We start from the raw sequence: 23,361 nt of genomic DNA, 5'->3' as shown, positions 1-23,361 counted from the left end.
TGATTTTTGGTTACTATATAGGATAGCGATGATTTTTAAGGGTAAGAAATTGGAGGAAATGACAGCCGTGGGCATAATGAGTGCAACTTCAAACCTTTCTTATGCGTTTATAACATAGAGGGGAGAAAAGGCAGTGACTATCGACGAAATTTACCAAATGTACATGAATGATGTTTACAGGTTCCTGCTCTCCATGACGAAAGATAAGCATCTGGCAGAGGATTTGCTTCAGGAAACCTTTATGAGAGCCTATATACACATCCACTCTTACGACCACAGCAAAGTGAAGCCATGGCTTTTTCAGGTGGCGCGCAATGCTTTTATCGATTATGTCAGAAAGCATAAAAAAGAAGTGACGATTTCTGACGATCTGATCGGAAGCCTTTTTCAAACCGCGGTCCAAAGTCCGGCCCACCAGGTCGAAATCAAGGAAGTGTTGACGTTATATATGAACCAGCTGCCCGACAACTACAGGGAAGCGCTGACGCTGTATTATTTGAAAGAACTGAACTACAAGGAAGCGTCAAGCTTGATGAATATCTCGGAGGCTAATTTCAAGAGTGTTTTATTTCGCGCCAGACAGAGGCTGAAAGCACTTTACAACAGAGGTGTTAACGATGAATGAAGATTTCAAAAAACGTTGGGAACAATATAAAAACGGCGAGCTTTCCGAAGCGGAAATGATCCAGGTGGAAGAAGAGCTTGAAAAGCTTGAAGCGTACCAGGAAATGCTTGATCAGGAAATGAAAGATGAAAACTGGGATCTTTCCATCAGCCCGGAAAAACAAAAAGCCATTTTGAGATACGGGAAAAACAAATCGTATTTGCGAATCTCGACGCTTGCCGTCATTTCAACGCTGATTATCCTGCCGCTCTGCACGCTCGGCAGCTATTTATACTACGGTTTGGGCGGACATGACAGCAAAGGGAACGAGCTGGTGCAGACCGCATCAATGACCGTGGCCGTCACCCAGCCGAATATTCAAGTGGATACAGATGCGCTCGTCAACAAGGTCAAACTGTTCGGAATGAAAGCCCAGTTCCCGTTAAAAAAACAGATAGGAAACGTAACCAAAATCGTTGGAAATGAAGAAGTGGATATGTTCTTTGACCAGCTGAAGCCTCCGGAGGTCGAGCAATACAACCAGGAACTTTCAAATGAGGAGCGGTATTTTGTCTATCCTGCCGGCATAAAAGGAAAATCAGTGTCAAAAGCCAAATCGATGCTTAAACAATTGCCCGGCGGAAGCGTCACCGAAGCCTTCCTTTCTTTCGAAAGATCCTATCCGACCGATGAGCTGTATGATAAGTTAAAAGGATACGATATTCGCGTTCTTTGGAATGCCATCGAAACGGAAGACGATTTAAAAGATCACCCGTACGCCGAACCGATCGGTTTTCCCGGGAAGGATTCAGGCCGGATCTTTAAATTCCAGCATCCTGATCAAAATGAGAATGAACAATTTAAATCAGCGCTTTCCTATATGGCGCGGCATCATAAATGGGCCGAAACCATATCGGGAAGAAAAGATTTAAAACTTGCAAAACGGCTTGACTATGTAAACCAAAACGGCATTCATGTGTATGGGGCAGTCGTGACCGGTCCGTCAAAAGAAATCGAACGGCTGATTGAAAAAGGCCCTGTCAAAGCAGCTAAAGTAGGCGAGGTGGAACTATGGAATTGGTAAGAATCTTTAAGGAACATAACGTATTTGGATGGGTATCTGTCGCGACGGCGATTCTTTCCCTTTTCATTTTAAATTTGGCGATCTTGAGCGATACGCTCTCCTATTCCTATAAAATGCTACCTTTTGCTATGGCCGCCGTTCCGCTCGGAATCATCGAGCTGTTCATCAAAAAAGGCCGAACGGGTTTAGGGTTGCTCGGCGTCATACTCAATTTGTTCATCCTCATATGCGTATGGACCATCGTATCGATCGATACGAATCTGCAGCTTGGTTTTTAAACGAAAAAAATCCCCGATGTTGATCGGGGATTTTTTTATGCAAGCGTCTTGCGGTACAGATAGCTCGCCTTTTCGTAGTCCACCTTTTCTTCATAAAACCGGTGCGCCCTCTTCCGCGCTGTTCCCGAGGAAAGAGCGACAGATCGGCAGCCGTGCTCCCTTGCCCATTCTTCAACAATCCGTAAAAGCAGTTTTCCGTATCCTTTTGAGCGGTGCTTTTCACACGTTACCAAATCAGCCACCCATACATGCACGCCCTGGCTCAAAGACACTCGCGGCAGAAAGCCTGCCAAAGATACGGGCACGTCATCGCTGTAGAGGGCGAAAAGCTTGTAGTTTTCAGAAGCCCGCGCTTTGCTGACAAGCGTCAAAAACGCGGTTTCATCGAGATGGGGCCGAAGCTGTTTCATAATCGGATAAACGTCAAGCAGCTCTTTTTCAGATTGAACCTCTTTATGATAAATCACCATCAACACTCCTTTCTCATTTACTTTACCCCGATAAGTGGCATGATTAAAATAGTCAGTTTTGATAAAATAAAGCATGCCAGATTTCGTAAGAAAGGGGGACAATATGGACATCACGCCGTTTTTACAGCATGAAAAAGGCGAACCGCTTTATCAGCAGCTTTACTCGTTTTTCAAACGCGAAATTCTTGCGGGGCGCCTGAAAGCAGGAACAAAGCTGCCCTCAAAACGGGCGCTCGCCAAGCATGTAAATGTCAGCCAAACAACGGTTGAGCATGCATACGAACAGCTGACAGCTGAAGGCTATTTGATCAGCAGGCCGAGAAAAGGCTGGTACGCGGCTGAAGCAGAAGGGCGCTTCCACGAGACGGCACCTCCTCTTCCCCCTGAAACAGAGGCGAAGGACGAAGCTTCTCCCTCCCGGCGCATCATCGATTTTCACCACGGTCATGTCGATCTCGGGAATTTCCCCGTTTCTATATGGAAAAAAACGCTCGCCAAAGCGGTTGATGATTTTTCCCTTTTTCAAGGCGGGCCCGCTGCCGGGGACATTGCGCTGCGTTCGATGATTTCCTCTTATCTTAGAGAGTCGCGCGGCGTCGTCTCAACGCCTGAGCAAGTCATCGTCGGTGCAGGTACGCCGATTTTGCTCCAGCTTTTATGCAGGCTGTTTAGAGAAGGTACAGGGGTCGGATTTGAAAATCCCGGCTTTCACCGGTCAAAAACAGTTTTGCAAACAGGCGGTTTGCGAGTGATCCCGATTTCGGTAGATGACAGCGGGTTGTCCGTTGAGGAGCTTCGGCAGCACGATCTGAAGCTCGCTTATGTCACGCCGTCGCATCAGTTTCCGCTCGGGATGATCATGCCGGTCGGCCGGAGACTGGAGCTGCTTGACTGGGCGGCTTCAAACGGCGCTTATATTATTGAAGACGATTATGACGGCGAATTTCGCTATGCCGGACAGCCGATTCCTTCTCTTCAGGGCCTTGATCAAAACAGCCGCATCATTTACATGGGCACGTTTTCGAAATCGCTCATTCCATCGCTCAGGGTCAGCTACATGGTTCTCCCTGCCCCGCTTCTCAAAGATGGACTTAGGCTTGCATCGCTGTATAAGCAAACCGTCTCCCTCCATGTTCAGCATGCGGCCGCTCAATTTATGAAAAGCGGCGATTGGCAGAGACATCTCAATCGAATGAGAACGCTTTATCGGAAAAAACGAAAAGCGCTCCTTGATGCTGTCCAGCGGGAATTAGGGGAGAGCGTCTCAATCAAAGGGGAAAATGCAGGCCTTCACATCATTCTCGAAGCAAACGGTGCAGTAAGCGAAGAATCGCTCATTTCGAAAGCTTTTGAAGAAGGGGTGAAAGTGTATCCCGTATCAGCTTCTTATGAGAAGCCTCCTGAATCGGCATCCGTCCTTCTCGGATTCGGCGGACTCTCCGAAGAAGACATCGCAATCGGAATCAAGAAACTGAAAAAAGCGTGGCGCTAAAAACACCCTGCATGATCGTGCACGAAATGTCGGATGGGCACATCCGGGATTCTGCTATTGTAAGACATGAGGAGGTCATACGATGGATACACTTAAGCACTTCAACGAAGCAATGACGTACATTGAAGAAAACTTGACGAACGACATTGACTATAAAGAAGCAGCAAGGCTTGCTTTCTGCTCTGAATACCATTTCAAACGAATGTTTTCCTTTATTGCAGGCATTCCGCTTTCTGAATATATCCGCCGCAGACGGCTTTCTCTTTCAGCATTTGAATTGAAAGACAGCGGCGCCAAAGTGATCGACATCGCCGTGAAATACGGATACGATTCCCCTGACGCTTTTACCCGGGCATTTCAAAAATTGCACGGCATTACACCGACGGAAGCCAGACGCGGCGCACATACGCTTAAAGCGTATCCAAAAATGACCTTCCAGCTAACGATTAAAGGAGGAAGCGAAATGAATTATCGAATTGAAGAAAAATGTGCGTTTCGAATAGTCGGTATACGAAAAAGAGTCCCGATCGTCTTCCGCGGAATCAATCCGGAAATCGCCGCTATGTGGAAAACGTTGAATGAGGAGTCGATCGCTCAGCTAAAAGGACTGTCTAATGCGGAGCCCATCGGACTGCTTCAAGCGTCCGCAAATTTTTCCGAAGGCCGGATAGAAGAGAAAGGAGAACTTGATCACTATATTGGCGCGGCCACGACAAAAGAATGTCCGGATCACTTCGAACAGCTTGAGGTTCCTGCCTTGACATGGGCCGTATTCGAGGCAGCCGGGCCATTTCCGGACACCTTGCAGAACGTATGGGGCCGGATTTATTCCGAATGGTTCCCTTCATCGAACTATGAACAGACGGAAGGTCCGGAAATCCTTTGGAATGAAAGCAAAGATACCGATTCGCCGTCCTTCAAAAGCGAGATATGGGTGCCGGTTATGAAAAAGCGATAAATGCATGAAAAAGCTATGGAAAAACTTCCATAGCTTTTCGAAGTTCACCCTATCATGACATCAAGCGGCTCAATGCGGGCTTTTAAAAAATCGATATACTCATCAACCGATTCCACCGTCGTATAGGGGGAAACGCTGTAAAATTTTTGCACATAGAGCGGTACAGGCGACCGGCTGTCAGCCGGATACACATACCGCTGTTTTTTCGTGCTGCCGAAATAAGTTTCGCTGCGGAAGCGCCCCAATGTTTCGGCGATTTTTTCATTATACCGATTAATCTCCAGAACCTCTTCTTCTGTTATGTTTCCGCTTATTTCATCTTGATAGCGGACAACTCCCGGGTAAAACCTGAAGGTTGTCACCGGCGAAATCCCATTTGTGACGGCCGCGTTCGGAAACGCTTCTGTCAGCTTCCTGCGAAAAGCCGCATTTACCCTGATGTAGTTCGCCAACAGCTCCTGATAGCCCTCGATGCCGAAGGCAAGCAAAGACGCATAGATCGGAATGCTGCTTCCCATTCGCGAACATTCAAGGGTATAGCTTGTATGATAGCTGCCAAAGCCTCTGTTCCCGACATACGGCGTTTCATCCGGATCAAGGTCGACCGCTCGCAATGCCGTTCTGTCTTTGACTAAAAATAGGCTTGTCGCATACGGTGTTTGGCCGAGCTTATGAAAATCGAACACGAGGCTGTCCGCAAGGCTGAGGTTCCGAAAATGAGACTGGTAGAACGCCAGCACGCCGAGTACTTCTTCCTCAAACCCGAGCGGATTTTCTTCAAAATGGTATTCGTTAAAAAAACTGTACATTCCGCCCATCGCCGTATCGGCATGTATGTATATTTGAGGCAGCCCGTTTTTGGCTGCGACTTCCTCCGCCGTGCGCCTGATGCCCGCCAGATCGTCAATCCCGAATGTGTCAGTCGTTCCGAGCGTTGCGAGCACATAAACCGGAAGGCCGCCGCTTTCGATGACCGTCTCCATTTTTTCGCGCAGATCGGCAAGGTTCATCGAATGGTCGTCATTCGCTTTTATCCGGATCAAATGATCTGTCCCGATCCCTGCGGCCTGCATCGATTTATAGAGGCTGAAATGCGAAAGCTCTGAACAAAACGCGTACAAATGGGACGGAGTTCCTTTTTCGTTTGCCTCAGGACAGGCATTCGCGATCGCAAGCCTGAGCGATTGAAAGACGGCTCCCTGTCCGCCCCATGTTGTAAATCCGGTGCTTTTTTGCCTGTCATAGCCGACGATGTCAGACAGCATCGCCGTGATCTCCACTTCCGTTTTGGCAGCTGCCGTGCCGTCGACATCCCATAAATTGTTTCCGTTTAAAAGCGCCATCATCAGATTCCCGGCCAGGCTTGCATTATTCGGAAGCGGAGTGGCATTTGCAACATATTGACGGTTTAAAAAGCGGTGCCCTTCCAGCAGGTTTAACAGCTGTTCAACGCTTTTTTTTGCGCCGAGTCCTTTTTCAGGGAGTGCGGCCTGATTGATGATGCGTTGATAATAATCGGCCGACACATGTTCCTCTTTTCCGAGTATGAGCCGTTTTGGATCTTTTCTCTTGTCCATTCCGGCAAGCACTGTTTCAAACAGGCCAAGCAGTTCATACCGGGCTTCTCTGTTGCCGTCTTCGCTTGGAAACATCCTTTGAATATGTTTCATCATATTCCCTCATCTCCACGTCAATTAAAATGTAAACACTCCGATTAAATTCAAAAAGACAAGCACAATAGCAAGCGGAACGAGAAAACGGAGGAGATAATACCAGACGAGAAAAAACCCTTTCCCCGCTTTTGCTCCGCTTTTCATTTCATCGTATAAATCCGTTTTTGACAATTTTAAAGGAATGAAAAGCGACATTAAGAGCGCTCCCAGAGGCAGGAGGATATTGCTGACGACATAATCCGCCGCATCGAAAAACGTTTTGCCGAAAATCAGCGGCTGATCGAGCACACCGTAAGAGAGACATGCCGGAATGCCGACGATGAATATCATAAGGCCGATCGACCATGTCCATTTTCGCCTTCCCGTATCATCGCCTTTCGTGATCGCCGCGACGATGATTTCAATCATTGAAAAAGCAGACGTCAGCGCGGCAAATAAAAACGCGATCAAAAATCCGACGAAAAACAGCATTCCGAACGGCAGCCGGTCGAATACGGCCGGAAGCACCGCAAACAATAGCGTCGGCCCTTCATCGGCTTTAAGCCCGAATGAAAAAACAGCCGGAAAGATCGCCAGACCGGCAAGGAGCGTCACGGCGAGGTTCATGATCACAATCGACAATGCCGATTTCGGCAAATTTTGCGTTTTTGACAAATACGCACTGTACGTCACCATCACTGACACGCCGAGGGTCAGCGTAAAAAAAGCTTGTCCAAGCGCAAAAAGAATCGCTTGAGGCGTGAGGCTGCCAAAGTCGGGTACGAGCAGAAAGCGAACGCCGTCCATCGCATGATCGAGCGTCAGCGCCCGCACGACGAGCGTGATAAATAAAACGAATAAGAGCGGCATCATGATGGAACTGACCCGTTCGATTCCTTTTTGCACCCCTTTGGCTACGACGATGATCGTCATCACGATAAACGCGAGCTGCGCCGCCAGAGTCTGCAGCGGATCCTGAATGATCGAGCCGAAAAGCTCCCCGTACTCAGGCTGTGTAAGTCCTGATAAAGAACCTGTCACGGCTTTCAAGATATAAAGCAAAATCCATCCGCCGATCACGCTGTAAAATGTGAGCACGAGAAAACATGCGGCGATTCCGACCCATCCCGTTACAACCCAGGCCGTGCCGGGCGCGATTGTTTTATATGTACCGATGGCATCAGACCGGGCTTTTCGGCCTAAAATAAATTCTCCCAATAACAGGGGATATCCCAATAGGATCGTAAAAAGAACAAAGACAAGAAAAAATGCGCCTCCTCCGTTCGTTCCTGCGACATAAGGGAACTTCCAAATAGCGCCAAGGCCGATGGCAGACCCTGCGGCGGCGAGGACAAATCCGATTTTGGATGCCCATTTCACTGATAAATTTCGGTCGCTCATTCATTCACTTCCTTTCCGTTTCGATTCTATTATCTCTTATTTTGCGGCTTTTTTTAAAGCTTTCTGCCGTATTTCCACTTTTCCGAATAGACAAAAAGAAGCAGCCTTGTCAGCTGCTTCTTTTCATATCCTTTTTAAGACTCATTTTCCGTTTGTCCGAGTTTTGAATGCTTTCTCGAATACAGGAAGTAGACGGCAAGACCGATTACCAGCCAGATCAGAAAACGCATGATCGTTTCTCCGCCAAGGTTCAGAATGAGAAAACCGCAGAACAGCACGGCTAAAATCGGAACAAGCGGTACTGCCGGACATCTGAATGCCCTCGGCAGGTCAGGCTGTGTCTTCCTCATCACGATGACGGCAATGGAAATCAGGATGAACGCAGACAGCGTTCCGATATTGACGAGTTTTGCAAGCTCATCCAAAGGAACGAATCCTCCCATTAAAGCGGAAAGAATACCGAAGAACCATGTGTTGATATACGGCGTCTTATGCTTCGGATGGACTTTGGACAGCGCCGGGGGAACCAAACCGTCGCGGGACATCGCAAACATGACGCGGGTTTGTCCATAAAGCATGACCAGCATGACGGTTGTCATCCCGAGGATGGCCCCTACGTCAATAATGCCCGCCGCCCAGTTCTGGCCTGTGACTTGCAGGACAAGCGAAACTGGATGGTCGATGCCTTTAAACTGCATGAACGGAACGACGCCTGTCATGATTGCCGATACGACGACATATAAAACCGTACAAACGAGCAATGAATAAACGATGCCTCGCGGCAGATTGCGCGACGGATTTTTCGTTTCTTCAGCGGCGGAAGCCACGGCATCAAATCCGATGAAGGCAAAGAAAACAAGCGCCGCAGCGTTGAATACGCCCGTAAAACCAAACGGCATAAACGGCTGCCAGTTGGCCGGCTTTACATACATGACAGCAGCCGCGATAAATACGAATACGACGAGGATTTTTATCACGACCATAATATTGTTCACCCGTTTGGATTCGCGGATTCCAAGATACAGCAAAAAAGTAATTAAGATGACAATTAAAAATGCAGGCAGGTTAAAATAGGTTGCAGTTCCTTTTATTGCGCCCGGAGCGGCTGTCAATTCAACTGGAAGCTGAATGCCGAGCCCGTTCAAAAACGATTGAAAATAACCGGACCACCCGGCAGACACCGTACTAACAGCCAATGAATACTCAAGAATTAAATCCCAGCCGATGATAAACGCCATCAATTCCCCAAGCGTCGCATACGTGTAGGTATAAACCGATCCTGAGACCGGTACGGTTGAAGCGAATTCGGCATACGCCAAAGCGGCAAACAAACACGCGAATGCAGCGATAACGAATGAAAGCACAAGCCCCGGTCCCGCGGTCAAAGCGCCCGTACCCGTCAATACGAAAATGCCCGTACCGATAATCGCCCCGATTCCAAGCATCGTTAAGTCAAAGGAGCCGAGATCCCTCCTTAGAGATTTTTCCCCTTTTGTCGCAGCAATTAAGCTGTCAATCCCTTTTTTTCTGAATAGTCCGTCTTTCATTATGACTTCACTCCCATGGAATTATGAATTTACCTGAGTTTGCGGTTTTAGCTCATGAATTGCTAAAGCACCACCCCCTAAAAATCAATTTATTCTGAATTTTCAGTTAATATTATCCGAAAATACTACGCACTTTCTGTTCTTATTATATAGGAAAAACGAAAAAAGAAAACAAAATTTTAAAAATATTTTTTATACTCTATCACATAGTTGGTATTATAGGAAAAAATACGTAAAATAATCTACCAATCTAAATTTTTGAAATAGTGTTTTACAGATCCAAATCCTATATATCGATACATTTGCTAGTTTTCACAAAACATTCACCAATCTCGCAGCGAAGACTGCATATAAAACGGGCTGTCCTTGACAGTGTCAGACGTTCTCGTTTATCATTTATTTAACTTATTTAAATGTTAATAAACAGTAATTTTAACAAGAGGAATAAAATGAGAAGGTGAATCAACAATGACAATCTCCCATACATCGAAAGAATGGACCGACTACACCGAGAGGTTTCATAAGGCATTGGCCGCGACGAATAAAAAGCTGTTTACCTGGTTTACTGCAAAGCTGGAAGACGGTTTGACGGGGCAGCAATGTTTCATTTTAAAACAAATCGCCGATGAGGAAAGAATGACGTCCTCTCTTCTGGCTGACCGAATGGAAGTAAAGCCAAGCGCCATCACGGTCAGCATTGACCGGCTTGTTCACAACGGGTTCGTCGAACGCTTGAACGATCCGCGCGACAGGCGTGTTACGATTCTGAAGCTTACCGAGAAAGGAGCTGCCGCCCTTGAGAAAGCAAGCAGACAGTTCCGCGACGCGCTCACGAGGCTGCTCGTCGTCCTTGACGAAGCGGAAATCAAGCCGTTTATCCAGTCGTTCGAGCGAATCGCCGCGGAAGCTTGCAAACTGGAATCGTGATCAGCATGTTTAAAACGGCAATGGCAAATCAAAATGTTCACAGAATAATCACAATGGAACTTCCCATTGCCTTTCTTTCGCACCGTCCTGATTCGGCTCTAAAACCGCCCATGACTTAGAAAACAGCAAATTTGTCTCATTTCTTTATATTTGAATGTCCGGTCACCGTCAGCTTCAGAATCGCTTGACGGCGGCCGCTACTGGGCTGCAGAAGGCGAAAAATTTGCGGAGAGTTGGTATGTGGGGTCATACAAGCAGTCTGAGGGAACACCCATGGGATTCAGGCACCGCTGAAAATGCTTGGCGCGTCATGAGGCTTCTTGACGTAAAACAAAAGAGCAAAAAACGAAACGGGCTGACGCCGCTTGAACATCAGCGTCAGCTTGTTTCGTTTTTATTGTGTCAACGGAACGGCCATTTCTCCGATATATTTAGCGGACGGCCTGAAAATCGTATTATTTTCAGACTGTTCTAACACGTGCGCACACCATCCGACCATTCTAGCTGCCGAAAATGTAGGTGTGAACAATGATGCGTCAAAATCGATCGCTTTCATGACGGCTGCCGCATAAAACTCTACGTTCGTATAAAGCTTCCGGCCCGGTTTATATTCTTCCAGCAGGCGGATGGCGGTGTTTTCGACATGAAGCGCCAGATCGATATCCCGGTCGCCTCCGGCAATTTCCTCAGCCTTCACCCTCAAGGCCTTCGCCCGCGGATCGTGCGTCTTATACACGCGATGCCCAAATCCCATCAGCCTTTCGCCTTTTTCAAGCTTTTCTCTTAAATAGCTTTCGGCATTTTCCTTTTCCCGAATGTCCTCGAGCATTTCCGTGACGGCTGACGGAGCTCCGCCGTGCAGAGGCCCTTTCATCGTGCCGAGCGCGGACGTCACGGCTGAAACAAGATCGGATTCCGTCGATACCGTCACCCTTGCCGAAAAAGTTGACGCGTTCATGCCGTGTTCCATCGCGAGAATCATATACGTTTCAAGCGCCTTTTTTTGCGCTTCTGTCGGGCGTGTCCCTTTCAGCATATAAAAATAGTTTTCTACGAAGCCCAGTTCGCTAAGCGGCTGTACGGGCTCGTGTCCGTCCATTAAACGTTTTCTGCAAGCGATGATAGATGGAGCGGCGGCGATCAGCCGAACGGCCTCTTCCATTGTCGGGCGGAATGTATACGTTTTTTCTCCGAATGAAGAGATGACCGTACGCAGGACCGCCATATCGTCCATTTGCGCCGGCAGGCTCCTTATCAATCGTTCGGCCGATTCCGGCAATGGGCGGTAAGAAGCAAGCATTTCGTTGAATTGTCTGAGGTGTTCTTCTTGTGGGAGCGTTCCGTGAAGGATCAAATATGCGACTTCTTCAAAAGTTGAGGTGAGTGCCAGTTGTTCTGCGTTGTATCCCCTGTAGATGAGTTTTCCTTTTTCACCGTCAATATGACTGATCGATGTTTCAACACATGCAATCCCTTTTAATCCATGATATACCAACTGAGATTCCTCCTTTTTCCTTTGTCATTTTCATTATAGTTGATATAATATTTAAAAAATATTGAATTATATTGATGTCTTTGATTAATAAAATTAATCAGGAGGAACGATATGGATTTCAAATGGCTTCACACCTTCGTTACAGCTGCAAAATACGAAAATTTCAGAAAGACAGCAGAAACGCTATTCATATCCCAGCCGACTGTCACTGTTCAAATCAAACTGCTTGAAGAAGAGCTCGGCTGCCAATTATTCGTCAGAAAAGGAAGAAGCATTCACTTAACGAAAGAAGGCAGAGCATATCTCCCTTTTGCCCTGCGGCTTTTGGAAGATTACGAATCCAGCATGGCCGAGCTTCACAGAATCAGGCAAGGATACTTGCAAACATTGAACCTGGCAGTCTCGCCGCTCATCGCCGATACCATCCTGCCATTCATCCTGAAGAAATATACGTCATTGCACCCAGACTCGGAAATGAAAATCAAAATCGCCGAGTCGGCGGAAATCGCGCCTTTAATATTAGCCGGTGAAGCAGATGTCGGATTAAGCTGTTTAAAAGTGCAATCGTCAAACCTGACCTGTTATTCGATGTACAGCGATCCTGTTATTCTCGTCGCCCCTCACGACGGGCGCGAACCTGAAAGCGCTCCTCCGCTTGATGTCGAGGAACTGCTTGAACAATATTTGCTGCTTACCCACAACCACCCCGAATATTGGGATGATTTGGTCCGCCAGCTGAGGCTCAAATTTCCGTTTGTCAGAACGATGCTCGTTTCCCAGACGCATATTACGAAACGATTGATTTCGGAAGGACTCGGGATTTCATTTTTGCCGTTATCGACCGTGCGTCGCGAACTGATGGAAGGAAGATTAATAGAGGTTCCGTGCGACTTTATGCAGCTTCCGGTTGCAGGAGGATATGCGGTCAGCCTGATTGACAATGAGAAAGTACAGAGCTTTCTGGCGTTCTTGTCACAGTTTCGGTTTTGAGACGCAAAAAAACCCGTTCAGCTGGGAACGGGTTTTCTAAAGGGGCGATTAGAAGCGTTTTGCGCCAAGGTAGCGCGGCTTCCAATAGCTTGATGTCATATCGCTGATCATCACGCCGTCTGAGCTTGCATGAATGAATTTGTTGCTTCCGATGTAAACACCCATATGTGACGGTCCTGCCTGATAGGTCGTAAAGAAGACAAAATCGCCGACCGCAGGGCTTGATACTTTTGTCATAGAGCTCCAGTATCCGGCTGTGCTCGTTCTCGCCACATTTGTTTGCTTGTTCAACAGGTACCAGATAAATCCGCTGCAGTCAAAGCCTGAAGGAGTCGTGCCGCCCCATTTATAAGGAGTTCCGATCAGAGCGCGTGCATCTGAGACAAGCTTTGATGTATTAAGCTTAGATGAGCTTTGTACTGTTTTATTGCTGGATGTTGTCTTCTTGCTTGCTGTGCTGCCGGATGTCGATTTTACGCTGCTTGTCCCTTTTACTTTCAGGACTTGTCCGATCCGGATGAGATCTGTTTTTAAGCCGTTCAGCTTTTTTAATTCACTAACGGTCATGTTATAGGTCCTTGAAATTTTCCAAAGGCTGTCTCCTCTGACGACTTTGTGCGTCGCTGAAGAAGAGCTGGATACTTTTGATTGTTTGCTGCTTCCATTGATGGACAGCGTTTGGCCTATGTAAATGGTATCTGACGTCAGTTTATTTTCCTTTTTGATCTTGCTGACTGTTGTTCCATACTTTTTTGAATATCCCCATAATGTATCGCCTTTTTTCACCTTTACCGTCTGTGCGGATGCCGCACCTGCAAACAATGAACTTCCCAAAACAATCGCCGTTGTTGCTGTTAAAACCTGTTTCTTCATGTTGTCCTCCCATAAGCAGATTTTCACGAATTATTTTAAAATAATAGTTTCTGATAGAATCATCGAAACGGCTGACGCTTCAGCCTTCCTCTGTTTCTATTATAAGGAGGACATTCCAATAGAAATAGTCTTGACTTCCTGCATCAAATTGCTTAAATATTCGTTTTTAAAAAAAGTTTTTAAGGGTATTAAATATTTCATTTGTGTTTCAAACGTAACCGGAATACGACAAAGCCAAAATGGTTAAATCATTGCATTTATGAAGAATTCAGTCATGGAGTTGTGAGGCAAAAAGAAAGAACCGGCGTTTACAGATGGACAGGTTCTCCTTTTTGCGGGCAGTTAGGCTCATCTTTCACAGTACTGCCCTCTTTAATCTTTTTAGCAGGCACACCGGCTATTGTAATATTTTCTTCAGTAAACGACTTATTGACGATGGCGTTGGCTCCGATCGTGACGCCGTTTGCGATCTGTATCTTGCCGAACAGCTTCGCACCCGGACCGATCCATACATGATCGCCTATTGTGGGAACATCATATTGGCCATGGTTCTGTCCGATGTTGACTCCTTGGTGAATGTCGCAATTTGCGCCGATTTTGGCATTGCTGTTCACTACGATTAAGCCAAAATGGTTGATTCTTAATCCGGGCCCAAACACGTTCACGGGGATGTCGAAGCCGAGTTTTAATCCTTTTTTCTTATGAAGGTACCTGTAAACATGCTTCCATATTCTTGAGCCCGTATTCGTGTAGTATTCATGCTTTCGCAGGCATATTTGATATTTCCATATGTAATCGCCAAACCGTTTGGGCCGTTTTCGGTTTGAGATGCCTAAAGCCTTCTTGTCTTGTTGCAGATAATATCGCAATTCTTTTTTCGCCGAGATCACCAAGAACACCCACTTTTTCTTGATATTAACATAAAAGCAATCGTTTGCAACTATTTTTTCCGAGGGATTTCGATCTGTTTTGTGAATGTTTGCCAATCTCGGCATCTGCCATTTTACAATTTTTTTACATCATCTTTATGTTCCGTTAAAACCCGGCAAACATCGTTCCTTTACGATAAAACATGAAGCTGATGCGATAAGGGGGAAATATCAAATGGGATTAAAGTCCAAAATTTTTGCGTTTGCCGGGATTTCGGCTTTGGCAATCGGAACTGTTATCGGCACGGGACTTAATGGAACAGACGAAGCATATGCAAAGCAGACGAAAAAAAAGGAGCCTGACATTAAAAACGTGATCTTCTTGATCGGCGACGGGATGGGCGTTTCCTACACTTCCGCCTACCGTTCATTTAAAAACAAAGAACAGGGCACACCGACTGAATTTGACAAATACCTCACCGGATTGCAAATGACGTATCCCGATGACCCGGAATACAACATCACCGATTCGGCGGCAGCCGCCACGGCCATGTCTTCAGGCGTGAAAACGTATAATAACGCGATCGCCGTCGATAAACATAAAAAGCCGGTCAAAACCGTCCTCGAAGAAGCAAAAGCGAAAGGAATGTCAACAGGGCTTGTTGCAACATCAGAGATTACCCACGCCACCCCGGCCGCTTACGGGGCGCACAACGAATCGCGGAAAAACATGGACCAGATCGCAGATGACTATTTCAACGGCAAAATCAAAGGAAAGCACAGGATTGACGTTCTCCTCGGCGGGGGCAAAACGAATTTCGTACGGAAAGACCGCGATTTGACAAAGGCCTTTCAAAAAGACGGATACAGCTATGTGACAAATAAAAAACAGCTGCTCAAGGACAAAAACGAGCAGGTTCTCGGTCTGTTCGCGGACGGCGGGCTTGACAAGGCGATAGACCGAAGCGCGGAAACACCGTCTCTTCAAGACATGACCAAGTCCGCCATCGAAAGGCTCAATCAAAATAAAAAAGGATTTTTCCTCATGGTTGAGGGAAGCCAAATTGACTGGGCGGGCCATGACAACGATATTGTCGGCGCAATGAGCGAAATGAGAGATTTTGAAAAAGCGTTTAAAGCTGCCGTCGATTTTGCCAAAAAGGACAAGCATACGCTCGTCATCGCAACTGCTGATCATTCCACTGGCGGAATGACGGTCGGAACGGACGGACAGAAAAACTGGTTCCCTCAGCCGATTTTGGCAGCCAAAAAGACCCCTGCCTTCATGGCGAATGAAATCGCAAGCGGCAAATCGGTTTCAAGCGTACTAAAAAACCGGATTGGCTTCGCCTTAACGAAGGATGAAATCAACAGCGTTGAAAAATCGGCCGGGACAAAAAAAGCGGACGCCGTTGAAAAAGCGATTAAAACCATTTTTGACAGCCGTTCGCATACAGGCTGGACAACGGGCGACCACACGGGCGAGGAAGTGCCGGTCTATGCGTTCGGCCCGGGAAAAGAGCAGTTTACAGGCCTCTTGGATAATACAGACCAAGCAAAAAACATCTTCAAGATCCTAAAAAACAGAAAATAAAAAAAGAGGGGGCTTCCCCTCTTTTTTCGCCTACAAATATCTGCGGTGAACCGCCTTTCCGTCATATGAAAACATGACGGGCTTATCCTCGAGCACGGTTTCGACGTGGACGCTTCTTCCCCAGAGCTGATGGAGATAAGGAAGGACTTTTTCAAGGTATTTTAAATCCAGCTCGATCCCCTCATACCAATGCTTAATATACAGCTCGTAATTTTTCATATAATCCCCGTCTTCAACGGTCAGATAAGGAAAGCCTCCGTTTACCCGCATGCTGACAAGCTGGTCGCGCACCGACTTCCAGTCCTTGTCGACGATTTTATAATCCCTTCCCTGTTTTTGAAACAGATAAAGGTCTTCCCGCCTGACGAGATCCTTCGTCAAATAATTGCGGATAAACGAAATATCTGATTCGATTTCTCTGACTTCAAAGATTTTCTCTCTTCCCGAGTCCGGCTGAACCCCCATCTTCTTCATTTCTTCCGTCGGGTTGTTGTACCGTTCTTCAATGTCTTCGAATATTTTCAGCCCGAGATAGTATGGATTAATGCCGGTTTTGGACGGCTGGACGACGTCGGCATTCAGCTTGGCAAACTCAAGCGCCTCGCTTGAGGTTAGGTCAAGCTCGCGCATGATCCGCTGGTGCCAGTAGGACGCCCATCCTTCGTTCATAATTTTTGTTTCGAGCTGCGGCCAGAAGTACAGCATTTCCTCCCTCATCATCGTCAAAATATCCCGCTGCCATGGCTCAAGTTCCCGTGAATGTTCTTCAATAAACAGCAAAATGTCTTTTTCGGATTTCGGCGGAAATTTCTTTTTCGCTTTTTTCTTGTTCTGCTTCGGCTCTTTCCGGTCCAATTCCCACAGATCATCATACGGCGATGAGGATCTTTCTTCTTCCTCGTCGTCTTCATCATCGATGCTCCACGAAAGCTTCGGGCGCACCAATGACGGGTCAATATGCTCTTCAATCGCTAAAACCGCGTCGAGAAAAGCTTCGACTTCCTTTGCGCCGTGGATCGTCTCATAATGCTTGATCCGCTCCGCCGTTGCAGCCATGCTTTCGACCATATCGCGCTTTGTATTTTGAAACCTGCAGTTGTTTTTAAAGAAATCACAGTGGGCAAGTACGTGAGCGACAATCAGTTTATTTTGGACAAGCGAATTGCTGTCAAGCAAAAAAGCATAACAGGGATCTGAATTGATGACAAGCTCATATATTTTGCTCAAACCAAAATCGTAATGAAGCTTCATTTTGTGAAACTGCTTGCCGAAGCTCCAATGGCTGTATCTCGTCGGCATCCCGTAGGCGCCGAATGTATAGATGATTTCAGCCGGGCATATTTCATATCTCATCGGATAAAAATCAAGGCCGAATCCTTTCGCGATCTCCGTAATTTCTTCAATCGCCCGCTCCAGTTCTTTCTGCTCCCGCACGCTCAATAATGAATCCCCCCCGGTTGGACTTATCTTTATTGTATGAGGGGGGGCGTCAAAAGATGAAATGTGCGGGAATATGTTTTAAGGCAGCCGTCAAAGTGACAGCTGCCTTTGTTTTAATTAGCGATTTGCATATCAAGCGATGAAGCAAAGCTTTCGTAGCGGATGTTTTCCGTCGGAACTCCAAGTTTTTGCAATCCGCTGATGACGCTTTTCATGAAAGAAAGCGGTCCGCATACATAAAATTCGCCGTCCTGATCTTTCACGATCGATTTTAAAAGGTCCTCATCAAGCCGGCCGTTGATCACGCGGTCTGATGCGGCTTCAGTTCCGCGGCTGTAAACAAACAGCAGCCTGTTATCCTGATTTCCGCTGACGAGTTTTTCGGCTTCTTCTTTGAACGCGTGGTGCGTTTCTGATTTTGCGGCGTGAACGAATGTGATCCGGCGTCCGCTGTCTTTTGCGGCAAGCGTTTTTGCCATGCTCATAACCGGCGTAATTCCCGACCCGGCGCTGATGAAATAAACCGGCTTGTCCGATTCTTCGGAAAGGGCGAAGTCTCCTGCCGGAGCACTCAATTCAAGAGAGCCGCCAACCTCCATTTCTTCATGCAAATAGCTTGACACTCTTCCTTTCGGCTTGCCTTCTTCGGCTTCCAATTTGACCGATATCCGGTAATAATCTTTATTCCACACATCTGACAAGCTGTACTGCCGGGTCAAGAAGTACTGCTCTCCGGGAATTTTGATGCGGACTGATACATACTGGCCTGGAGTGAACGGAGGCAAGTCCGATCCGTCGGCCGGTTTCACATAAAAAGAAGTGATCGTTTCAGATTCCCGGCGTTTCTCAACGACGACGAACGGTTTGAAACCCTCCCAGCTTCCTGCCTTTTTGGCTTTCTCGTACATTTGTTTTTCGATTTCGATAAACACCCGTGCGATTTCTTCATAAGCCTCTGCCCAGGCTTGGAGAATCTCCGGAGTCGCAGCTTCCCCGAGGACGATTTCAATCGCTTCCAGCAAGTGCTTGCCGACGATTGGGTAATGCTCAGGTTTTACTTGCAGGCTTTTATGCTTGTGGCCGATTTGTTCGACTACCGGAAGCAGCGCCTCAAGCCGGTCGATGTTCTCGGCAGCCTGCAGCACCGTAAATGCCAAAGCTTTCGGCTGTCCTCCCGTTTTCTGGCGGGACATGTTAAAGATATTTTTCAATTCGGGATGCGCGTTGAACATTCTCTCGTAAAAACAAACGGTGATTTCAGTTCCTCTTTCCTTTAATACAGGTGCGGTCGATTTCACAATTTGCATGGTTTTCTCAGATAGCATATCGTTTGCTCCTCTCCAGATCACTTTAAAAATGTATTTCAAATACATCTTTAAAGGTGCAATGCGGTCATCTTTAAGGAAAATCATTTGCTTATTCTTAATTAAAGATGTATTTTTGATACATCTTTATCTTAGGCATCAATTAGGATTAAAGCAATATTTAAGAAGAATGTTTTATAATTTTGTAACAAATTGACTAAGACCAATCATAAACGAATGAAAATGTGATAAGATAATGGAAACTTGTTTGATTGAGGTAAATGCGATGAAATTAACAAATTATACCGATTACTCTTTAAGGGTGCTGATTTTTCTTGCAACCAGAAACTCAAACAAGCTTGTCAATATAAAAGACATCGCCGATACCTACTCCATATCAAAAAACCACCTGATGAAGGTGATTTACGATCTCGGCAAGCTTGGCTATGTTGAAACGATCCGCGGCCGCAACGGCGGGATCCGGCTCGGAAAGGCTCCTGAACAGATCAATATCGGAGAAGTCATCCGGAAAACGGAAGACGATTTTAATCTTGTGGAGTGTTTTGACAAAGAAACAAACAACTGCATTCTGTCGCCGAACTGCGGGTTGAAACACGTCTTAAACAAAGCGCTTTCCGCATATTTGGCCGTGTTGGATCAATATACGCTCCAGGATGTTATCTTTAATCAGGACAATATACGTAAATTGTTGAGTTAATCGAAGGGCATCCGCCCTTCGTTTTTTTTATAAAGGAAAAATCTGAACGCTGATGATCGCGTTGGTGACCGGATGGAAATATACCTCGGCATGAGCGGGGAACGATTTGCCTTTCCGATTGACGGTTACCCGGAATACGTCTTTTGTCTCTTCATCATTGATTTCTGTCCGCCCTATATATTCATAATCCTTCAGAGAAGCGCCTTTATACTTTTCCTCCAGCGCGCTCCAGGCGATTCGTTCCCATCTTTCAACAGAATCGTGCTCTTCTGCGGCATTATAGCCTTTTGCCGTGAAAGACGCGATGAAGATAATGCTGAAAAAAACCGCGCATAAAAGTTTTTTCATGTTTACCTCTCCGATTGTCATTGTACTCATGTTTTATCATGACCAGAAAACGATGCGCCATGCAGACAGTTTTCGAATTTTTGCGTTATGCAATCCTCATATTTCTAGGCTGCCGCATCAGGCAGACCAACTTTTGCCCAGAGAAAAAAACATCCCCCGTACATAAAATAATCAAGACTCCTAAAGAAAGAAGGGAGAGTGGCGAATTGAATTACGCTGATTATGATAAAGCTTTGTACTATACACACCGGTCACAATGGGATAATCTTCTCATTCTCATGGTCCGCACGGAAGATGATTTACTGTCAAAGCGGATTGAACATTTTCTGCATGCCTACAATTTTGAAAGAGACGATGCGATTGTCGAGAAAAGGCTGTATGACCTGCTCCAGTATATTGACCACGCCTCATTTTCCGGACACGGCGAAGACAGCGGCGTGCTTGTTTTCACCTAAAAAAGCCCGGCGCACCTGTGCGTCAGGCTTTTTGAAATTTCGCGAACTTTAGAAGTTCTTCCATCACATCTTTAATTTTCGCTTTTGCGTCTTCTGTGACCGTGTTGTTTTCATCGTCTATATGAACCGGATCGAGCACAAGCTGATTGGGAATCACGTTTGCGTAGACACCCCGCGCCACGATGCGCATATTGGCCAACGCGTTAATCCCGCCTTTTCCGCCTCCGGCGCACGCAAAAATCGCAACCGGCTTGCTTGCGAATTGTTCGCTGCTTAAAAAGTCTAGCGCATTTTTCAAAGCTCCGCTCATGCCGCTGTGATATTCAGGGGATAATAAAACGACAGCGTCTGCTTCTTTAACAGACGTTCTTAACGTTTGGACATTTTCGAGCTGAAACTGGTCATCTTCTCCATTGAAGGATCGGCAGGCTGAATTCGCTTAAATCGATGAGAAGGGCCTGATACGCATCGGCGATATACGAAGCGGCGATTTTCGTTCTTCCTTTTTTTCTTGCGGTTCCGCTGAGTACGGTTATGTTCATATTTTCATCTCCCGGTTTTTGGATCTATGTTATGTTTCACGACAAACAGCGCTGCCTGCGTACGATCTGACAGGCCAAGCTTTGACAACAGATTGGATACGTGTGTTTTCACCGTTTTTTCGGTTATGAAAAGCGCTGCGCCAATTTCTTTGTTGCTCTTACCTTTGGCAATTTCAAATAAAACGTCTTTTTCTCTATTTGTTAATTGGTGTATTTTTTCTTTTTCGTCGGCCTGTGCCATGTGACGGAATACGTGGGACATGATTTTCGGATCCAGTGTATGGCGTCCGGCGTGAACGGACCGGATCGTTTCGACAAGTTCATCAGGCTCCGTGTCTTTGAGCTGATATGCTTCAGCGCCTGCCTGGATGGCGGGAATGACGTGCGACTGATCGGCATAGCTTGTCAAAGCGATGACTTTGACGGTAGGATAGAGCGTTTTTATCCGTTTTGTCGCTTCGATGCCGTCCATATCAGGCATGGAAAGATCCATTAAAACGATGTCCGCCCGCTTTTCTTCCAAGATGTCCAATACTTCTCTGCCTGTCGACGCTTCCCCGATGACAGCCAGGTCGTTTTTCGTTTTGAAAAAGAACAGCAAACCTTTTCTGACGATATGATGGTCATCGGCAATGACGATTTTCACTTTCTCCATTCGGCTTCCCCCTTCCCGTTGCAGGGCAGAATAATCGTGATTTTCGTTCCTTTATTCATTTCCGAGCTGATCGAAAACGAACCGCCCGCCTGCTCTGTCCGCTCTTTCATCCCCTTTAAGCCGAGCGTCGGGATGTTTGAATCCGGGTCATATTTAAACCCTTTTCCGTCATCCTCGATTTCGAGCATGATGGATGACGAAGAACGGCTGATTCTCACCTCCGTCAGCTCGGCTTCGGCGTGTTTTTTACAATTGGCGAGGGCTTCCTGGCTCAAGCGCCAAATCAATTCTTCCTCTGATTGTGAAAGACGGAGCACGCCGCTTTGCGTCAGCTTCACATTGAGCCCGATGACTTCGGCGTATTTTTCAATGGCCGCCGCCACCCCCTCTTCAAGCCCCTGCGGCCTAAGCTGCCAGATTAGCGCCCTCATCTCATGAAGCGCTTCATGTGAGAGGCTTTGAATAAATTCAAGCATTTCGCGAAGCTCGGAATCGTCCGTCATCTCCCCGGCCGCTTTTGCCGTAAGGCTTACCGAAAAGAGCATTTGGTTAACCGAATCGTGCAGGTCCTGCGCAAGCCTGTTCCGCTCTGTCAGAAGCGCGTTTCTTTGTTCATTTTCGGCAAGCTTCATCCGCTTGACCGCCGTGCCGATCTGAAGGGCGACAGCTTCCAGGAGAGCGAGCTCCTCTTTATCAAAATGAATCTTCCCCGGAGCCGCAACATTCAGCAGCCCGAAGCGCTTGTTTTGATCTGTGAGGGGCACCGTCGCATGCTGGGTAATGCCTTCGGGGTCTCCCGTTTTCATGTCAATCGCCGTATCGATCCGCTTGCAATGGATCATATTTGTCGCTCTATCCAGTCTTCCCTGTCTGTATTGGTAAAGACAGTAGCAGTCCCCTTCACACATTAAACGCTTCTCATCGTACATCAGGGCTTCAGGCAAAAAAGCAGAGGCCGTCAGCTCGAATCCGCCCTTCGCATCAATCAGGAAAATCCATGCCGTTTGAAGGCCCGTTAAACGAAGCAGTTTTTTCAAAACGGCATCAAGCGTTTCTTTCAGGTCATTTCCTTCATTCAATGTCTCTGCTATTTCTTTCAATGTTTTCAACTTTTCGAAACGGGTGTCTTCTTTCAACCGTTCATCCGCCTTTCATGCCCCTTCGTTATTCTTCATTATACACGCGCTTTTTTAAAAACGGCTTCTTTCATTAGAAGGGAATAGTCTGATTGATTCGCCTGATTTTTTCTAAGACTTTTGGCTGAAAGGTTTATCGTCAAAGATGTTTTTGTTTCTTTTGAAGGACATTAGCAACAGAATAATACGACAAGCAGGCCGAACAGAATCATTTTTCCCATTCCCCGGCGCTATTCGGCAGACCGGTGAACATGACGCCGGCAAGCAGAACGATCACGGCCCAGACCTTGCTGCCGAACTTGTTTTCTTTTTTTGCGACAGGCTTTCCTCAAATACTCCATCCCTGACAACAAACAACGGAAAAGCATATATAAATGCTTAAAGCAGCAGGACCTTACAATTTATTGCCAAATACCTGTGCAGAACGGCGCCCCTGATGACGATGTCTGCCATAAGCAGGGCAGCGGTCAATATGCCTGCTTCACTGAAGTTTTTTAATTTCAACGTATTCATCCGCTGATGCAAACCA

23 protein-coding genes and 1 pseudogene are annotated in these 23,361 nt (G+C 46.7%); 10 read left to right on the top strand and 14 right to left on the bottom strand.

Going from position 1 to position 23,361, the window contains the following annotated elements:
* The first annotated feature begins 133 nt into the window (after positions 1–133).
* From sigM to NSQ39_RS21215, 3 genes are read left to right on the top strand one after another with little or no spacing between them, the layout of a single operon-like run.
* The gene (gene sigM, locus NSQ39_RS21225) at positions 134–625 is read left to right on the top strand and encodes an RNA polymerase sigma factor SigM (RefSeq protein ID WP_006636629.1); all 492 of its coding nucleotides are present in this window, start codon (positions 134–136) and stop codon (positions 623–625) included.
* Positions 618–1,688, top strand: a complete 1,071-nt coding sequence (locus NSQ39_RS21220) for an anti-sigma factor (protein WP_175077116.1) — start codon at positions 618–620, stop codon at positions 1,686–1,688. The genes sigM and NSQ39_RS21220 overlap by 8 nt, the downstream gene beginning before the upstream one ends.
* On the top strand, positions 1,676–1,966 hold the full coding sequence (locus NSQ39_RS21215) for an anti-sigma factor (RefSeq protein ID WP_175077115.1): 291 nt from the start codon (positions 1,676–1,678) through the stop codon (positions 1,964–1,966). The genes NSQ39_RS21220 and NSQ39_RS21215 overlap by 13 nt, the downstream gene beginning before the upstream one ends.
* A gap of 35 nt (positions 1,967–2,001) precedes the next feature.
* On the opposite strand, the gene NSQ39_RS21210 is transcribed toward NSQ39_RS21215, so the two are convergent.
* The gene (locus NSQ39_RS21210; RefSeq protein ID WP_175077114.1) at positions 2,002–2,436 is read right to left on the bottom strand and encodes a GNAT family N-acetyltransferase; all 435 of its coding nucleotides are present in this window, start codon (positions 2,434–2,436) and stop codon (positions 2,002–2,004) included.
* A gap of 103 nt (positions 2,437–2,539) precedes the next feature.
* Between NSQ39_RS21210 and pdxR the strand changes: the two genes are divergently transcribed.
* Together pdxR and NSQ39_RS21200 are read left to right on the top strand one after the other, a co-directional pair.
* Positions 2,540–3,928: a MocR-like pyridoxine biosynthesis transcription factor PdxR gene (pdxR, locus tag NSQ39_RS21205; RefSeq protein WP_175077113.1), complete on the top strand. Its 1,389-nt coding sequence runs from the start codon at positions 2,540–2,542 to the stop codon at positions 3,926–3,928.
* A gap of 82 nt (positions 3,929–4,010) precedes the next feature.
* A complete protein-coding gene (locus NSQ39_RS21200) occupies positions 4,011–4,886 on the top strand; it encodes an AraC family transcriptional regulator (protein WP_175077112.1) in 876 nt (291 codons plus the stop codon).
* Between the two features lie 44 nt (positions 4,887–4,930).
* Here the strand turns inward: NSQ39_RS21200 and NSQ39_RS21195 are convergent, their stop codons facing one another.
* From NSQ39_RS21195 to NSQ39_RS21185, 3 genes are all read right to left on the bottom strand, one after another.
* Positions 4,931–6,556, bottom strand: coding sequence for a pyridoxal phosphate-dependent decarboxylase family protein (locus tag NSQ39_RS21195; RefSeq protein WP_046129771.1), 1,626 nt, complete (start codon positions 6,554–6,556; stop codon positions 4,931–4,933).
* 24 nt (positions 6,557–6,580) lie between these two features.
* Positions 6,581–7,939, bottom strand: a complete 1,359-nt coding sequence (locus tag NSQ39_RS21190; protein WP_046129717.1) for a sodium-dependent transporter — start codon at positions 7,937–7,939, stop codon at positions 6,581–6,583.
* Between the two features lie 134 nt (positions 7,940–8,073).
* Positions 8,074–9,486, bottom strand: a complete 1,413-nt coding sequence (locus NSQ39_RS21185; protein WP_175077111.1) for an amino acid permease — start codon at positions 9,484–9,486, stop codon at positions 8,074–8,076.
* Between the two features lie 468 nt (positions 9,487–9,954).
* On the opposite strand from NSQ39_RS21185, the gene NSQ39_RS21180 reads away from it, so the two are divergent.
* On the top strand, positions 9,955–10,413 hold the full coding sequence (locus tag NSQ39_RS21180) for a MarR family winged helix-turn-helix transcriptional regulator (protein ID WP_052948501.1): 459 nt from the start codon (positions 9,955–9,957) through the stop codon (positions 10,411–10,413).
* A gap of 394 nt (positions 10,414–10,807) precedes the next feature.
* Here the strand turns inward: NSQ39_RS21180 and NSQ39_RS21175 are convergent, their stop codons facing one another.
* Entirely contained in the window at positions 10,808–11,908 is a 1,101-nt protein-coding gene (locus tag NSQ39_RS21175) for a citrate synthase/methylcitrate synthase (protein ID WP_046129715.1), read from the bottom strand.
* Between the two features lie 111 nt (positions 11,909–12,019).
* Between NSQ39_RS21175 and NSQ39_RS21170 the strand changes: the two genes are divergently transcribed.
* Positions 12,020–12,898, top strand: a complete 879-nt coding sequence (locus NSQ39_RS21170) for a LysR family transcriptional regulator (RefSeq protein ID WP_046129714.1) — start codon at positions 12,020–12,022, stop codon at positions 12,896–12,898.
* Between the two features lie 48 nt (positions 12,899–12,946).
* Here the strand turns inward: NSQ39_RS21170 and NSQ39_RS21165 are convergent, their stop codons facing one another.
* Both NSQ39_RS21165 and NSQ39_RS21160 read right to left on the bottom strand, forming a co-directional pair.
* Positions 12,947–13,771 (bottom strand): C40 family peptidase, encoded by an 825-nt coding sequence (locus NSQ39_RS21165; protein WP_046129713.1) that lies wholly within the window; start codon positions 13,769–13,771, stop codon positions 12,947–12,949.
* A gap of 308 nt (positions 13,772–14,079) precedes the next feature.
* Positions 14,080–14,661, bottom strand: a complete 582-nt coding sequence (locus tag NSQ39_RS21160) for a serine O-acetyltransferase (protein WP_046129769.1) — start codon at positions 14,659–14,661, stop codon at positions 14,080–14,082.
* Between the two features lie 214 nt (positions 14,662–14,875).
* Between NSQ39_RS21160 and NSQ39_RS21155 the strand changes: the two genes are divergently transcribed.
* On the top strand, positions 14,876–16,234 hold the full coding sequence (locus NSQ39_RS21155) for an alkaline phosphatase (protein WP_175077110.1): 1,359 nt from the start codon (positions 14,876–14,878) through the stop codon (positions 16,232–16,234).
* 30 nt (positions 16,235–16,264) lie between these two features.
* On the opposite strand, the gene NSQ39_RS21150 is transcribed toward NSQ39_RS21155, so the two are convergent.
* Complete coding sequence (locus NSQ39_RS21150) at positions 16,265–17,674, bottom strand: SpoVR family protein (RefSeq protein WP_046129712.1); 1,410 nt, start codon at positions 17,672–17,674, stop codon at positions 16,265–16,267.
* A 113-nt stretch (positions 17,675–17,787) separates the two neighbouring features.
* Positions 17,788–18,999, bottom strand: coding sequence for an NO-inducible flavohemoprotein (gene hmpA / locus NSQ39_RS21145; RefSeq protein WP_175077109.1), 1,212 nt, complete (start codon positions 18,997–18,999; stop codon positions 17,788–17,790).
* A 265-nt stretch (positions 19,000–19,264) separates the two neighbouring features.
* Between hmpA and nsrR the strand changes: the two genes are divergently transcribed.
* Positions 19,265–19,696: a nitric oxide-sensing transcriptional repressor NsrR gene (gene nsrR / locus NSQ39_RS21140; RefSeq protein ID WP_046129766.1), complete on the top strand. Its 432-nt coding sequence runs from the start codon at positions 19,265–19,267 to the stop codon at positions 19,694–19,696.
* Between the two features lie 27 nt (positions 19,697–19,723).
* Here nsrR and NSQ39_RS21135 read toward each other — a convergent pair whose 3' ends face one another.
* Complete coding sequence (locus NSQ39_RS21135; protein ID WP_046129711.1) at positions 19,724–20,044, bottom strand: DUF3889 domain-containing protein; 321 nt, start codon at positions 20,042–20,044, stop codon at positions 19,724–19,726.
* 206 nt (positions 20,045–20,250) lie between these two features.
* On the opposite strand from NSQ39_RS21135, the gene NSQ39_RS21130 reads away from it, so the two are divergent.
* Entirely contained in the window at positions 20,251–20,499 is a 249-nt protein-coding gene (locus tag NSQ39_RS21130; protein ID WP_046129710.1) for a YhdB family protein, read from the top strand.
* A 22-nt stretch (positions 20,500–20,521) separates the two neighbouring features.
* On the opposite strand, the pseudogene NSQ39_RS21125 reads toward NSQ39_RS21130, so the two are convergent.
* From NSQ39_RS21125 to NSQ39_RS21110, 4 genes and pseudogenes are all read right to left on the bottom strand, one after another.
* Positions 20,522–21,041, bottom strand: a pseudogene (locus NSQ39_RS21125) (NADPH-dependent FMN reductase).
* 4 nt (positions 21,042–21,045) lie between these two features.
* Entirely contained in the window at positions 21,046–21,696 is a 651-nt protein-coding gene (locus NSQ39_RS21120; RefSeq protein ID WP_046129709.1) for a response regulator, read from the bottom strand.
* Positions 21,684–22,832, bottom strand: a complete 1,149-nt coding sequence (locus tag NSQ39_RS21115; RefSeq protein ID WP_046129708.1) for a GAF domain-containing sensor histidine kinase — start codon at positions 22,830–22,832, stop codon at positions 21,684–21,686. The genes NSQ39_RS21120 and NSQ39_RS21115 overlap by 13 nt, the downstream gene beginning before the upstream one ends.
* A gap of 378 nt (positions 22,833–23,210) precedes the next feature.
* A complete protein-coding gene (locus NSQ39_RS21110; protein ID WP_157759325.1) occupies positions 23,211–23,357 on the bottom strand; it encodes a hypothetical protein in 147 nt (48 codons plus the stop codon).
* Between the last annotated feature and the right edge of the window lie 4 nt (positions 23,358–23,361).

It is taken from the genome of Bacillus sp. FSL W8-0848 (assembly GCF_038007805.1).
Classification (GTDB): domain Bacteria; phylum Bacillota; class Bacilli; order Bacillales; family Bacillaceae; genus Bacillus; species Bacillus glycinifermentans.
This window is presented reverse-complemented; position numbering and strand designations above follow the sequence as displayed.